We start from the raw sequence: 14,570 nt of genomic DNA on the forward strand, positions 1-14,570 counted from the left end.
TCAGCTCATTAATCACATATACTCAGGAATGAAATTTAAAATTGTTTCAGACTACAAACCGACAGGAGATCAGCCCAGTGCCATTAAACAATTGGTTGAGGGTGTTAAGGCCGAAGAGCATTACCAGACCCTACTTGGGGTAACCGGTTCGGGTAAAACCTTTACCATAGCTAATGTGATTCAGGAAACGCAAAAACCCACCCTGATCTTAAGCCATAACAAAACACTGGCAGCCCAGTTGTACGGGGAGTTCAAGCAGTTTTTTCCGGAAAATGCGGTGAACTATTTTGTGTCTTACTATGATTATTACCAGCCAGAGGCCTTTATTGCAAGTAGCAATACCTATATAGAAAAGGACTTAAGTATTAATGAAGAGATTGAAAAACTGAGGCTGCGGACTACTTCTGCGCTAATGTCGGGCCGCAGGGATGTGATTGTGGTTTCTTCTATCTCCTGCATTTATGGTATGGGTAATCCAGAGGATTTTTCAAGGTCCGTATTCCGCTTTTCTGTGGGTACGCGGATTTCGAGAAATTCTTTTCTGCATAGCCTGGTAGAAATTCTATATGCCCGGACAACAAATGATTTTAAACGGGGGACTTTCAGGGTAAAAGGTGATACCGTGGATATTTTTCCTGCCTACCTGGATTCAGCCTACCGGATTTCGTTTTTTGGTGATGATATTGAGGAACTGAGTGTGATTGACCCCGTTACAGGTAAGACACTGGAAAAGCTGGAAGATATGGCCATTTACCCCGCCAACTTATTTGTAACTCCTAAAGAGCGGTTCAACTCGTCGATCTGGGGGATACAGGAGGAACTGGAAGTGCGCAAGAACCAGCTGATTGGGGACCGTCACTTACTGGAGGCAAAAAGGCTGGAGGAGCGGGTGAACTTTGATATAGAGATGATGAAGGAACTGGGATATTGTTCTGGTATTGAAAACTACTCCAGGTTTTTTGATGGCCGCGCCCCGGGGATGCGACCTTTCTGTCTGCTGGATTATTTTCCGGATGATTATCTGATGGTGATTGATGAAAGCCATGTTACTGTGCCGCAGATCCGGGCGATGTATGGAGGAGACCGATCGAGGAAGATGTCGCTGGTTGAATATGGCTTCCGTTTGCCTTCGGCACTGGACAACAGGCCGCTGAATTTTGATGAGTTTGAGCGCCTGGCTCCGCAAACCATATATGTAAGTGCTACACCTGCAGACTACGAATTGCAGAAATCGGAAGGGGTGGTGATTGAACAGGTAATCAGGCCTACGGGACTGCTGGACCCTTTGATAGACGTGCGTCCGGCAATTAACCAGGTAGATGACCTGCTTGATGAGATCGATAAGACAATTAAGCAGGGTGACAGGGTACTGGTAACCACGCTAACCAAACGTATGGCCGAGGAGCTGACCAAATACATGGACCGGTTGAACATCAAATGCCGCTATATTCATTCGGAGGTGAAAACTCTGGAACGGGTAGAGATTTTGAGAGGGCTGCGCCTGGGCGAGTTTGATGTGCTGATCGGGATTAACCTGCTGCGGGAAGGGTTGGATTTGCCGGAGGTATCGCTGGTGGCCATTCTCGATGCAGATAAAGAAGGCTTCCTGCGCTCGGACAGGGCGCTGATCCAGACCATTGGCCGGGCCGCCAGGAACGACAGGGGCAGGGTGATTATGTATGCAGATAGCATGACAGAATCTATGCAGCGTACCATCGAAGAAACCAACAGAAGAAGGGAGAAGCAGGTGGCCTATAATCTGGAGCATGGCATCATTCCTAAAACCGTAGGGAAAAGCAGGGAAGCTATTATTGAACAGACGTCTGTGCTGGACTTCTCGTCGGGCGAAAACAAGCGGGCGAAGGCTTATGTAGAGGTAGATGAAGTAAGCATTGCCGCAGATCCTATTGTGCAGTACATGACCAAGCCGGAAATGCAGAAGTCTATAGACAAGACCCGTAAGGAAATGAGCAAGGCTGCTAAGGATATGGATTTTTTACTGGCCGCACGATTGCGGGACGAAATGTTTGCAATGGAAAAACTGTTTGAAGAAAGGTTTGGGAAGTAGTATGTTTGCATGATGGACGGAAAAAGCAGAAAAGACATTTATCCAGGACTTGAGGTAGACATCATTCTTAAAAAGGACCAGCGCAGTGGTAAACTGACGAGGGGAATTGTGGCCAATTTACTGACTTCGGCCGCTTTTCATTCCAGGGGTATAAAAGTGCGCCTGGAGGACGGACAGATAGGCCGGGTAGCAAATATTGTTGAATAAAAACCCAAAACAATATATATTTGTAATTGTTTTAAAAATAATGGGAGTTATAAAATTCATATTAATTGCACTACTGGTATTGTACATCATCAGGATCATCCTGCGTCTGGTGTTTCCCGTAGTATTGAGGAATATGTTTGCAAAAGTGCAGCAGCAGGCCCAGGACCAGCACAGGCAGCAACAACGTCAAAATAAACCGGAAGGATCCATCTCTATTGATTACATGCCCCCGCCCCAACCAAAAAAAGGCAATTCTGATAAACTGGGTGATTTTGTAGACTACGAAGAACTCAAATAAACATTTTTGAAAAAAGCTTACGGGGAGTCCGGTAAAAATAAATCATTTTACTAAGTTTGGGGTTAGTTTAATCTTAAACAAACCTTAATGAATAACTGGTTAAAAGCAAATGGCATTCACCTGGCCATAATTGGATTTTTTGTAATTATCTGTTTCGTTTATTTCAGTCCTGTTTTACAGGGCAAGGGCCTTTCGCAAAACGATGTGCTGCAAGCTAAGGCCACTGCCAAGGAGATCATGGATTATAAAGCCAAAGATGGCAGGGGCCCACTCTGGACCAACCAGATGTTTGGGGGTATGCCTGCTTATCAGATCTGGGTGCAGCATCCTTACAATGTGGGCACCTATGTGATCGATTTTATGAAAACGGTTTTCCCGGATCCTGTAGACGTGGTGCTGATGTACCTGTTGGGGGCATATTTACTTTTTTGTGTACTGAAAGTAAACCCTTTGCTGGCAGCAGCAGGGGCCGTTGCAGTAGCTTTTACTTCTTATAACTTTATCATAATAGAGGCTGGGCATAGCAATAAGGCCCTTGCTATTTCTTATATCGCCCCGATAATTGCAGGAATAATTTTAACGCTGCGGGGCAAATACTGGCTGGGCGGAAGTTTAACAGCTTTGTTTCTTGCCCTTGAGATCAGGGCGAACCACATCCAGATGACCTACTACCTGATGATTGCTTTGCTTATTTTTATGGGTATAGAGCTTTACCATGCGGTTAAGGAAAAGAAGCTGGCGCAGATGGGACGTGCTATAGGTTTTCTCGCCATAGCGCTGGTACTGTCGCTGATGGTAAATGCGGGCAAGCTGTGGACCACCTACGAATACGGCAAGGAGTCTAACAGGGGTAAGTCCAATCTGACTACAGACAGTGCAGAAGAAAAGAATGGCCTGTCTAAAGAATATGCCTATGGCTGGAGCCAGGGTGTAGCGGAGTGTTTTACATTTGTGATCCCTAATCTTTACGGTGGCCCTACAGGTATTGATGAACTGGTGAAGCCGGAAAGCAATACTTATAAAGCGCTGCAAAGTGTTACTGGAGGAGATCCTACGCAAGCTATACAGCAGCTGGCCGGCAATATTGGCTTACAGCAGTACTGGGGCGAAAAGCCTTTCACTTCCGGTCCCTATTATTTTGGGGCAATTGTGTGCTTCCTGTTTGTATTTGGTTTGCTGGTTGTTAGGAGCCGCTTAAAATGGTGGATTTTAGCCACCACAATTTTGTTCATGCTGCTTTCCTTCGGGAAGAATTTCCCATTGGTATCTGACCTCTTTTTTGAGTACTTCCCTATGTACAACAAATTCAGGGCTGTGGAGTCTATTCTGGCAATTGTAGGTCTGATGGTACCTGTTTTGGCTTTCCTTGCAGTAAAGGAAGCGCAGGAAAGTACGCTGGATCAGAAAACGCTGGTTAAGAAACTGAGCATTGCTGCAGGCATAACCGGCGGTTTTGCATTGCTGGTAGCGGTAATGCCTACTGCATTTTTCAGTTTTACGAATTCTATGCACGGACAAATGGTTCAGGCGCTCACCCAAATTGCCCAGAACAATGCCAGTGTAGCGCATAGCATTGCCAATGCATTGGTGGAGGATAGGGTAGGTATAGCGCGAGCAGATGCTTTGCGTTCTTTGCTGTTCATAGCCATAGCTTATGGGCTGGTGTGGGCTATGATTACTAAAAAAATGGGCCTGCAGATGGTGATGATTTTACTGGGGCTTGCAGTGCTGATTGACATGTGGCAGGTAGACCGTCGTTATTTGAACAACAAGAATTTTGTGAGCAAGGCCGACCTGGAGAATCACTTCCAGGCCAGGGAAATTGACCATATGATCCTGGCGGATAAAGATCCGGATTACCGCGTACTGGACCTTACCATTTCTACTTTCTCTGATGCGAGTGCCTCACAATTCCACAAAACAGTGGGCGGCTATCATGCGGCCAAGCTGAAACGTTACCAGGAACTGATCGACAAGCAGTTCTCAAAAAGTATCAACCAGGATGTATTGGATATGCTGAATACCAAATACATCATCATGCAGGATCCGCAGAATGGGTCGGTGAAGATGCAGCGGAATGCAACTGCCGCAGGGCATGCCTGGATTGTGCAGACCGTTCAGTTTGCAAAGGATGCAGATGAGGAGATGAAAGCAATCAACAGTTTCGATCCTAAAAAAGAGGCTATTGTGGATGTGAGGTATAAAGGCCTTATTGATGAAAAACGTTTAAGCCCGGGTGCAGGTGCGTTCATTAAACTGGATAGCTATCATCCCGATCATCTGGTATATTCTTACAGTGCGCCAACGGATGTAATTGCAGTGTTTTCAGAGATTTATTACGATAAAGGCTGGAGCATGTATGTAGATGGGGCTAAAAAGCCATATTTTAGAGCGGATTACGTTTTGCGCGCTGCACAGCTTGAGGCTGGGAATCATAAAGTAGAATTTAAGTTTGAACCTGTTTCGTATTATGCGGGTGAGAAAATTTCACTTGCCGGATCAATTTTGTTGATCGCCGGACTGGGATTTGCGCTTTATTCTGAGAAGAAGAAGGGAAAAAATCAATAAATGTTGCTCATCGCCACATCTTTGCTGAATGGCAAGGATTTGCATGTATTCGCAGCACATTGTTTTTTCTGGTAAAGAGATTAAACCCCGACTGGAACAGTCGGGGTTTTTTATTATAACACTTCCTTAACTTATTGTTAATCTGAATATTCCACATTTGTGGAATAAACTAATGCCGCTATGCTGGAATTGTTTTTTATAGTATGCCTTATTGTGATTGCCGCACTTTTTTTTGGGCCTTATGAACTAACAATAGATGAAGACGATGTCTAAAAGAGAAGTTGATATAGCCGTAATCTCTGACGTACATTTAGGTACTTATGGTTGTCACGCTAAAGAGTTATTGAAATATCTGAAAAGTATTAAGCCTAAAATGCTGGTACTGAACGGGGATATTATAGATATCTGGCAGTTCAGCAAAAGATACTGGCCCGAAACTCACATGAAAGTGGTGAGAAAACTGATGAAGTTTGTAGTAGAAGGTGTCCCGGTTTATTATCTGACAGGCAATCATGACGAGCTACTGCGAAAATTTGCAGATATGCATCTGGGGGCATTTCACCTTCAGAACAAACTGGTGATAGAACTGGATGGTAAAAAAGCCTGGTTTTTTCATGGCGATATATTTGATGTGACCATGCAGCATTCAAAATGGCTGGCCAAACTGGGCGCTGTAGGTTATGATACTTTAATTCTGATCAACAGCTTTGTGAACTGGTTTCTTGGGCTGATCGGGCAGGAAAAAATGAGTTTCTCGAAAAGGATCAAAGCAAAATTTAAGGATGCGGTAAAGTTCATCAACAGTTTTGAAAATACTGCGGCCGAGCTGGCCGTGGAGAAAGGCTATGAGTACGTGATCTGCGGACATATTCACCAGCCGGAAATGCGGAGTATCAGGACCGAAGACGGATCGGTAACTTATTTGAACAGTGGTGATTGGGTTGAAAACCTGACGGCTTTGGAATATTACGATAAATCCTGGAAAGTGTTTAAGTACGAACAGAAGGATTTTGAGAAAGATGAAGTGGAGGAGGGCGAAATGTCGGACGGTGAAGATCTGCATAGCAAGCTGGATGTGCATACGCTGCTGCAAAAGATTAAATTAGAAATTGCCTAAGGCCTAAAAAATACGGATATTCGGTGCGGATGAAAATACTTTACGCCATACAGGGTACGGGCAACGGACACATTAGCCGGGCCAGAGAGATTGTACCACTGTTGCAGCAATATGGTGATGTGGATTTACTGGTAAGCGGCACCCAGGCGGATGTGAAGCTGGTACAGGAGGTTAAATTTCAGCTACATGGTTTCAGTTTCATCTTTGGTAAGAAGGGTGGAGTAAACCATTATGAAACCTGGAAATCGATGGACCTGCCCCAGTTTGTAAGAGACATGCGTAGCATCCCGTTGGAAGACTATAACCTGATCCTGAACGATTTTGAACCAGTGACGGCCTGGGCCTGCAAAAGCAGGGGTATCGAAAGTGTAGGGCTAAGCCACCAGGCTTCCTTCCGGTCCAGGAAAGTCCCTAAGCCTAAAAGCATAGATTGGGCACAACTGGTGATGAAATATTATGCACCGGCCACACATTACGTAGGATTTCATTTCGATAGGTACGATGATTTCATTTACACCCCGGTGATCAGGGCTGGCATCAGAAATATGGAAACCAGTAACCTGGGGCATTATACGGTTTATCTGCCAGCAATAGACGACCGCTACCTGGTACCTCTGCTGAAACAGATTCCGCAGGTGCGCTGGGAGGTGTTTTCGAAGCACAGCAAGGAAGGATACGTGAATGGGAATGTGACGGTTACGGCTGTGAACAACGAGCTGTTCAATAAGAGCCTGGCCTCCTGTGAAGGGCTATTGACTGGCGGGGGGTTTGAAGGACCTGCTGAGGCCTTATTCCTGGGCAAAAAATTGCTGGTGGCACCCATGAAGTTCCAATATGAGCAACAATGCAACGCCTATGCGCTTAAGCAGTTTGGTCTGCCCGTGCTGTGGGGCAGTAACAAAAACTGGCTGCCGGTAATTAAACACTGGGTAGAATGTCCGCAGGTACATCAGTTTCATTTTCCGGATGAGACAGCTGCAGTAATTGATAAAGTTGTAAAGCAGTTTGCCAGATAATTTGCTTTACTTTGCCTTTAGGCATGATTAATCAATTTAGAACTTTAAACCCTGTCAACCTGCTCATCTTGTTCGCATATACTTTTTTTATGCGGATCGCCATTTTTGCTGATCTTCCAGCCCATCTCAACTTTGAGTTCCTGGAACCTTATACCAAGTTTTTTGTGAAAATACCAGTGCAGGACTTCTTTTCGCCAGCTGGGAATGTATTTTTTGCAGGCATCATTGTTTATGGCCAGGCCCTGCTGTTTAACCGGGTAATCAATAACCATGGACTGTTGAACAAGCCGGGGTATTTACCTGCGCTGATGTATGTAACCGGAGCCAGCTTGTTCATGCCTTTTCTGGTACTGAGTCCTACGTTGATCTGCAATTTTTTGCTGGTCTGGATGATGGATAAGTTCCTGAAGATCGGCAAATCGCCCAATGCCATAATGATCATGTTTGATATCGGGATGATCATTGCACTGGGCACCTTGATCTATTTCCCTTTTATTGTAATGCTGGTGATGATCTGGCTGACATTGCTGTTGTACAGGAGTTTTAACTGGCGGGAATGGGTTGCTGGCCTGGTTGGGTTTTTAACGATCTTCTTTTTTGTAGGTGTATTTTATTACTGGAACGATAGCTTGTCTATGTTCTATAAAATATGGCTGCCACTGGGCAATAAATTCCCTTCGGTTTTCAAAATTAAATATAACGATTACCTGGTACTGGTTCCTGTTCTGGTGATGATGGTCCTGGCCGTTCTGCAACTGAGAGAGAACTTCTTCAGGAGTTTTATCAGTACAAGAAAAGCATTCCAGATGCTGTTTTTTATGTTCATTGTGAGCATCCTGAGTTTTTATACAAAACCCGACTTTCGCTTGTACCATTTTTTACTATGCGTGCCTCCGGGTGCTGTTTTGCTGGCCTATTATTTTTCTAATGCAAAAAGGCGATGGTTTTATGAAAGTTTGTTCCTTATCCTGGTTTTTGCCATCCAGTACTTTTTGTTTGTTTAACTTTTTTTAACAATTGGACAGCTTGAAACTAGCTAAAGATTAATAGATTTGTGCAATGAAGTCGGGAGTAGTTAATGCATAACCTCGTTATAGATATAGGTAATACGAATAGTAAACTGGCCGTTTTTAATGAAAAAACATTAGTTGACTACCAGGTTCTTCATCAAATTACCCCGGCTGTACTGAGCGGTTTAATTAAACAATATGAGGTGAGCAGTTCAACAATTTCGAGTGTTGACAGTATGAATGAGGCATTGGAGCAAGTAATTGCAGTGCTGAAATCGAAAACCACTTACGTTCCGTTTTCTACAAAAAGCAATACCGGTATAAAAAACCATTATCAATCCATTGCAACCCTTGGCCTGGATCGCTGGGCAAAAGTGATCGCAGCACAACGCTGTTATCCCGGGAAAAATTGTTTAATGATAGATGCCGGCACCTGTATCACCTACGATCTGTTGAACAGTGCGGCTGAATATTATGGGGGAAGCATCAGTCTGGGCTTAACGATGCGGTTTGAGGCCTTGCATCATTTTACAGAACGTCTGCCGCTGGTGAGCTGGGACAATAAAGAGACTAAAGTGCCTGATGGAAGGGATACCATTACTGCAATTAAGAATGGGGTTTTACAAGGTGCAATTCATGAAGTAGAGGGCTTTATTGCCTCATATAATAATAAAAATACAGGCCTGACGGTATTGTTGACAGGGGGTAACGCTGCTTTTTTGCTAGAACAATTAAAAAACAGCATCTTTGCGCCTCAAATTATTCACGATCCGTATTTGGTATTAAAAGGATTAAATGAAGTTATTGCATTTGAATATGTACAAAAAAATTAATTATATAGCGGCAGTAGTGTTATTGCTGGCCAGTTACTCGGTTAAGGCACAGGTTACTTCACAGTCTCCTTATTCCAGGTATGGACTTGGAAATGTTAAAGGTATGCTGTTGCCACAACTCCGGGCAATGGGTGGGATCTCTACTGCGGTCAATAAACCGAGTACGTATTACAGCAATATCAACATGCAAAACCCGGCATCTTATGCGGGTATTACTATGGCTACGGCTGATATAGGCATGAGCGCCGGATTTAAGGAACTTAAAAAAGGAAGTCTTAGCGAGGGCAGCTTTAACTCCAGCCTAAGCCATATTGCATTGGCCTTTCCACTTAAGGCTGGTCGTACTGGTTTGAGTTTTGGTTTGGTGCCTTATACCGAACTGGGCTACGAGTATACCAATACTGAGCAGCTGGATACCACTACAGTGAACAAGCTGTATGCCGGTGAAGGTGGTCTGACCAAGGCCTATTTCGGTTTAGGGCAGCAATTCGGCGATCATTTCAGGATCGGTGCAAATGTGGAATATGTTTTTGGTAACCTGATAGAAAGCCGTTCTACCGAACTTCAGGCTGCAGGGGTTTTAAATACCAAACAGCAGAACAAGAACAGTGTTGGTGGTATTGGGTTTTCTTATGGCGCCCAGTATGAAATTCCTTTGAGTGTGAAGAGCAGGATTACATTAGGTTATTCGGGCTCTTACAAATCGGATATCAATACCAAGACCAGTTTTGTGGTTACACGTTACAAGCTTAACAGTGCAGGAGAGGAAGAGCCGGCGCTAGATTCAGCAAGTTTCCTGGAGAACAACTCGGCAAAACTGAAACTGCCCCTGGTGCATAATTTTGGGATTTCAATTCAGAAGGATAACAAATGGCTGATCGGTGCAGATTACCGGATGGGGAAATGGTCGCAGTTGAGCATCAATGGTGTAAATAAAGGATTGGAAGACAGTTGGGGATTTTCGGCAGGAGGACAGCTTACACCGGATATGACTTCGATTGGCAGTTACTTTAACCGTGTAGACTACAGGCTTGGCTTTACCTATGACAAGACCTATATCAGGATAGGAAATCAGGATGTGAAGCAGATGGCCGTTACTTTTGGTTTGGGGCTTCCACTGGCATTTAACAGGTATGCCTTTCATAAACTTAACTTTACCACCGAGCTTGGAAGAAGGGGGACAACAAGCAATGGGCTGGTGCAGGAAAACTACATCAATTTTCATATCGGCTTTACGCTTAACGATACCTGGTTCAGAAGGTTTAAATTTGACTAATGAAACGCCCGGGTATAATTTTTGGCCTGGTAATCCTTTGTGTGTTTCAGCTTTCGCTGTATTCCTGTGGCGAGGACGATCTGAAAAAAGCGGTAAATCTGTCTAAAAAGATCAGTCTGGATACCAACCGGACAACCTCAGTAGAGATCATTTACAGTGATTCTGCAAAAGTTAAGGCCAAAGGTTTTGCCCCTATATTGGACAAGATCGCCCCATCGAACGGCGCAAATTACCAGGAAATGCCCAAGGGGATCAAGATTCAATTCCTGGACGAACAGCAGAAAATAACCGGTTCTATCACCTCTGATTATGCGATCATGAAGGAGACCGAAAAGCTGATCATTTTTAAAAAGAATGTAATTGTGGTGAACCAGAACATTACCTTTAACACAGAGGAACTGACATGGGACCAGAACAAGCAGATGTTCTTCTCGCCAAAAGGGGTGGTTACTCAACCGGATGGTTCTTTTGCCAATGCGGTAGACTTTAGCGCACCTCAGGATTTCAGTTATTACAAGACCGGAAGCGGTTACGGGGAAACCTATTTGAAAGAAGGTTTCGGAGAATAATGAGCGCAAAATTGCAGCACTTATTTCCTTAATTTTTAATTACTTATTCAAATACAATTTAATGTTTTCTTTTTTTTGCAAAAGTTGTATCTTGCGCCCTCTTAAAAAAGATTTATAAATAAGAATATTATGGGATTAATGACATTTTTGCGGAATCGCGCAGGCTATATCCTGATTGGAGCCATCGGTTTTGCAATTGTTGCATTTTTAGTTGGTGATGCAATTAACGTAGGTAAGCCTTTCTGGGCCGAATCTCAAAAAGTTGTAGGATCAGTTGACGGCGAAGAAATTAGTATAGAACAGTTTGGTCCGAAGGTAGACCAGAGTTTAGCTCAGTTCAAACAACAATACGGTTCAAGCAATGCACAAATGCAGGCTATGGCCGTTGATAATGTATGGCAAGGTGAAATCGCCGGAATTCTTTTGGGCAAAGAATACAGCAGGCTTGGCCTGACTGTTTCGAGTGATGAGCTGGCAGACCTGATTAATGGAAATAATCCAAGCCCTATTATTGTACAATATTTCGGTAACCCTCAGACAGGACAGGTTGACAAGGCTCAGGTATTGAGGACTTTCAAAGAAGGATATAAAGATCCGAAAGTTGCTACGCAATTGAGGGCTGTTGAGGATGAAATTGAAAGACAGGCATTGCAAAAAAAATACGCAAACCTGATTACCAATTCCATCTATGTAACCACACTGGAAGCTAATGACGAGCACCAGAACCGTAACAAGCTGGCCAGCTTCAAATATGTAAGCCTGGATTATGCTTCTGTTCCGGATGCAACAGTTAAACCTACTGATGCCGATTATTCTGATTATTATAACGAAAACAAAAAACGTTTCGAGAATCCTTCTGAGACACGTTCATTTGAATACGTTTCATTTAGTGTAAACCCTACCAAAGAAGATTCTGCAGCAGTTAAGGCGCAAGTAGATAAACTTGCTGCTGATTTCAAAACAGCAGGCAATGATTCCCTGTTTGCTGCTGTGAACTCAGATGTTAAAGTTCCTTATACTTATATGTCGAAAGGTAAATTAGATCCTGCTGTTGATTCAGTGGTATTTAACCTGCCTGCAGGTAGTTTCTATGGCCCTAGATTTTCAGGTAACTCTTATAAACTGATTAAGGTTATTGATACCCGTTTTTCTCCGGATTCAGTAAAGGCGAGTCATATTCTGATCGATCCATCTAAACTGGGTGGTGTAGATAAGGCTAAGAAACTGGCCGATTCATTGAAGGGCCTGGTTCAGAATGGTGCAAGCTTTGCTGAACTGGCGGCTAAATATAGTATTGACGGATCTAAAGACAAAGGCGGAGACCTGGGTACCTTTGGCCGCGGGCAAATGGTACCTGTTTTTGAAGATGCTGTATTTAACGGAAAGGCAGGCGACCTGAAAGTAGTTGCTTCGCAATTCGGTGTACACCTGATCAAGATTGAGAAGCAGGTAGGTTCTTCTAAGGTAGCCAAGCTGGCCTACATAGAAAAAGGCCTGGTTTCAAGTAATAAAACAAGAGATGCTGCTTATAAAAAAGCGAGCAGCTTTATGAATGAAGTTAAGAGCAATAATTTTGCAGAACTGGCACAGAAAAAAGGGTATACAATTGGTGTTGCTGATAAGGTTACCCCTACCCAGGGTTTTGCGCCTGGACTGGACAACCCGCGTCAGCTGATCCGTGATGCCTATGCTGCTGATAAAGGCGAAATCCTTAAAGAGGTGTATCAGATGGACAATGCGTATGTAGTTGCGCGCTTAACCGATATTAAACCTAAAGGAACACTTTCGCTGGAGGCCGTAAAGAAAGATATTGAGCCGATGGTACGTAATGCTGTTAAAGCTAAGATGCTGATCGAAAAAGCAAACAAAGCTTTGCAGGGTGCCAGCAGTCTGGAACAGGTTGCCCAGAAATTGGGTAAAACAGTTACCCCTGTTGAAAATATTGTATTTGCCAATCCAATTCTGCCGGGTGCTTCCCAGGAGAACAAGCTGGTAGGAGCTGTATTTGGTGCTCAGCCAGGGAAACTTTCGAAAGCGATTGACGGCAGCCAGGCTGTATATGTATTTAGCGTAAATGGATTTAGCAAACCAGCTCCCCTTGCAAATACCTATAAGCAAAAAGAAGCGATGATGCAGATGGCTGCGCAACGTTCTTTAGGTGCCGCTTTCCAGGCTTTGCAGGACAGAAGCGAGATAAAAGACAATAGGGTGAAATTCTATTAAGCTTATTTTACGTAATTTTGTAGCCGGAAGTGATTGAACTTCCGGCTTTTTTATTATTAGAGCAATGGATATTCAGGAAAATTTTGTCAACAAAGTAGCTGCAAGTGGTTTAATAACCCTTAACCTGGAAGATTATTTTCATCCGGGCGAAAGAGTGGTATATGATATCAAAGAAAACCTTTTTCATGGCCTGATGCTAAGGGAAAAGGATTTCAGGGAGTTTATAAAGAACCATGACTGGCAGGCTTACAGCGGGAAGAATATAGCTATCATTTGCAGCGCCGATGCCATTGTGCCTACCTGGGCTTATATGTTGCTGGCCAGCAGAATGAAGCCTTATGCAAACGAGGTGGTTTTTGGCAATCTGGAAACGTTGGAGGCCGTTTTATTTACCAAAGCACTGGCAAAGATAGATGTGAACGCCTTTGCAGATGAGCGCGTGGTGATTAAAGGCTGCGCCGATATCGAAGTTACTGCTGCGGCTTTTGTAGAGATTACTAACCTGCTTACGCCAGTAGTGAAAAGTATTATGTACGGGGAACCGTGTTCTACGGTGCCTATCTATAAACGAAAGGATTAATTTGGATTGCTTTTTGCGTAGCTTAGGTATGAGATCACCGTTTTTGTTTGTAATTGTTGCATTCCTAAGCTTTAGGGGCATGGCCCAGGAGTTGCCTTTTGTGAAGGACCCCGTTTTTCAGGCAGGCGAAAAGCTGACCTACAAATTGAAATATGGTTTTATTACTGCTGCCGAAGGGACACTTCGGGTACAGGAATCAGACCTTAAATTTGATGGAAAGCCTACATTCAGACTGCAGGTAGACGCACAGACTTCGGGTACTTTTGATGTTTTCTATAAAATAAGGGATCATTATGATTCTTATATAGATAAAGGCGATTTAAAACCTTATTTCTACCAGGAGAATATCAGGGAGGGCAGTTACAGAAGGCAGGATAAAGCAAGATTTAGCCAGGATGCTAAAAAAGTGGTGGCTACCAAAGGCACATTTACCACGCCTACCACGCAGACTTTTGATCTGGTTTCGGCTTATTATTTTGCCAGGAGCCTGGACATCTCTAAAATGAAAATAGGCGACTATGTGAAGCTAAACTATTTTTTAGGCGATGAGATCAACCAGCTGGAGATTCAGTTTGTCGGAAGAGAGGAAGTGAAGACCAAGCTTGGAAAAATTAAGTGTCTGAAATTTAGTCCTTCGATTAAGCCCGGACGGATTTTCAGAAAGGACAGCAAGCTTTACCTCTGGATAACAGACGATGGCAATAGGGTGCCTGTAAAAGCACAGGTGGAGATTATTGTTGGGGCAGTAACCATGGAAATTAAATCGGCCGAGGGATTAAAGTACCCGCTGGCCATAGTTAAATAG

At 43.7% G+C, this 14,570-nt stretch carries 13 protein-coding genes; all 13 read left to right on the forward strand.

What is annotated here, in order from left to right:
- The first annotated feature begins 28 nt into the window (after positions 1-28).
- The 13 genes from uvrB (at position 29) to B9A91_RS12440 (ending at position 14,570) form a co-directional block, all read left to right on the forward strand.
- Positions 29-2,068, forward strand: coding sequence for an excinuclease ABC subunit UvrB (gene uvrB, locus B9A91_RS12380; protein WP_084238935.1), 2,040 nt, complete (start codon positions 29-31; stop codon positions 2,066-2,068).
- Between the two features lie 12 nt (positions 2,069-2,080).
- Positions 2,081-2,275 (forward strand): YwbE family protein, encoded by a 195-nt coding sequence (locus B9A91_RS12385; protein WP_084238937.1) that lies wholly within the window; start codon positions 2,081-2,083, stop codon positions 2,273-2,275.
- Between the two features lie 40 nt (positions 2,276-2,315).
- Positions 2,316-2,573 carry a DUF4834 family protein gene (locus tag B9A91_RS12390; protein WP_084238940.1) on the forward strand — a complete coding sequence of 86 codons (258 nt, stop codon included), beginning with the start codon at positions 2,316-2,318 and terminating at the stop codon, positions 2,571-2,573.
- 87 nt (positions 2,574-2,660) lie between these two features.
- On the forward strand, positions 2,661-5,141 hold the full coding sequence (locus B9A91_RS12395; RefSeq protein WP_084238942.1) for a hypothetical protein: 2,481 nt from the start codon (positions 2,661-2,663) through the stop codon (positions 5,139-5,141).
- Positions 5,142-5,406: 265 nt separating this feature from the next.
- Positions 5,407-6,258 (forward strand): UDP-2,3-diacylglucosamine diphosphatase, encoded by an 852-nt coding sequence (locus B9A91_RS12400; protein WP_084238944.1) that lies wholly within the window; start codon positions 5,407-5,409, stop codon positions 6,256-6,258.
- A gap of 29 nt (positions 6,259-6,287) precedes the next feature.
- Positions 6,288-7,274: a glycosyltransferase family protein gene (locus tag B9A91_RS12405; protein WP_084238946.1), complete on the forward strand. Its 987-nt coding sequence runs from the start codon at positions 6,288-6,290 to the stop codon at positions 7,272-7,274.
- Positions 7,275-7,297: 23 nt separating this feature from the next.
- On the forward strand, positions 7,298-8,278 hold the full coding sequence (locus B9A91_RS12410) for a DUF6427 family protein (protein ID WP_084238949.1): 981 nt from the start codon (positions 7,298-7,300) through the stop codon (positions 8,276-8,278).
- 74 nt (positions 8,279-8,352) lie between these two features.
- On the forward strand, positions 8,353-9,117 hold the full coding sequence (locus B9A91_RS12415) for a type III pantothenate kinase (protein WP_084238951.1): 765 nt from the start codon (positions 8,353-8,355) through the stop codon (positions 9,115-9,117).
- Complete coding sequence (locus B9A91_RS12420) at positions 9,080-10,393, forward strand: BamG family beta-barrel-assembly machinery protein (RefSeq protein ID WP_235012540.1); 1,314 nt, start codon at positions 9,080-9,082, stop codon at positions 10,391-10,393. Before B9A91_RS12415 ends, B9A91_RS12420 begins: the two co-directional genes overlap by 38 nt.
- A complete protein-coding gene (gene lptC / locus B9A91_RS12425) occupies positions 10,393-10,962 on the forward strand; it encodes an LPS export ABC transporter periplasmic protein LptC (protein ID WP_235012541.1) in 570 nt (189 codons plus the stop codon). The genes B9A91_RS12420 and lptC overlap by 1 nt, the downstream gene beginning before the upstream one ends.
- 129 nt (positions 10,963-11,091) lie before the next feature.
- Complete coding sequence (locus B9A91_RS12430) at positions 11,092-13,185, forward strand: peptidylprolyl isomerase (protein ID WP_084238955.1); 2,094 nt, start codon at positions 11,092-11,094, stop codon at positions 13,183-13,185.
- Between the two features lie 64 nt (positions 13,186-13,249).
- Entirely contained in the window at positions 13,250-13,765 is a 516-nt protein-coding gene (locus B9A91_RS12435) for a DUF2480 family protein (protein ID WP_084238957.1), read from the forward strand.
- 28 nt (positions 13,766-13,793) lie between these two features.
- Complete coding sequence (locus B9A91_RS12440; RefSeq protein ID WP_084238960.1) at positions 13,794-14,570, forward strand: DUF3108 domain-containing protein; 777 nt, start codon at positions 13,794-13,796, stop codon at positions 14,568-14,570.

The organism is Pedobacter africanus (genome assembly GCF_900176535.1).
GTDB classification, from domain to species: domain Bacteria; phylum Bacteroidota; class Bacteroidia; order Sphingobacteriales; family Sphingobacteriaceae; genus Pedobacter; species Pedobacter africanus.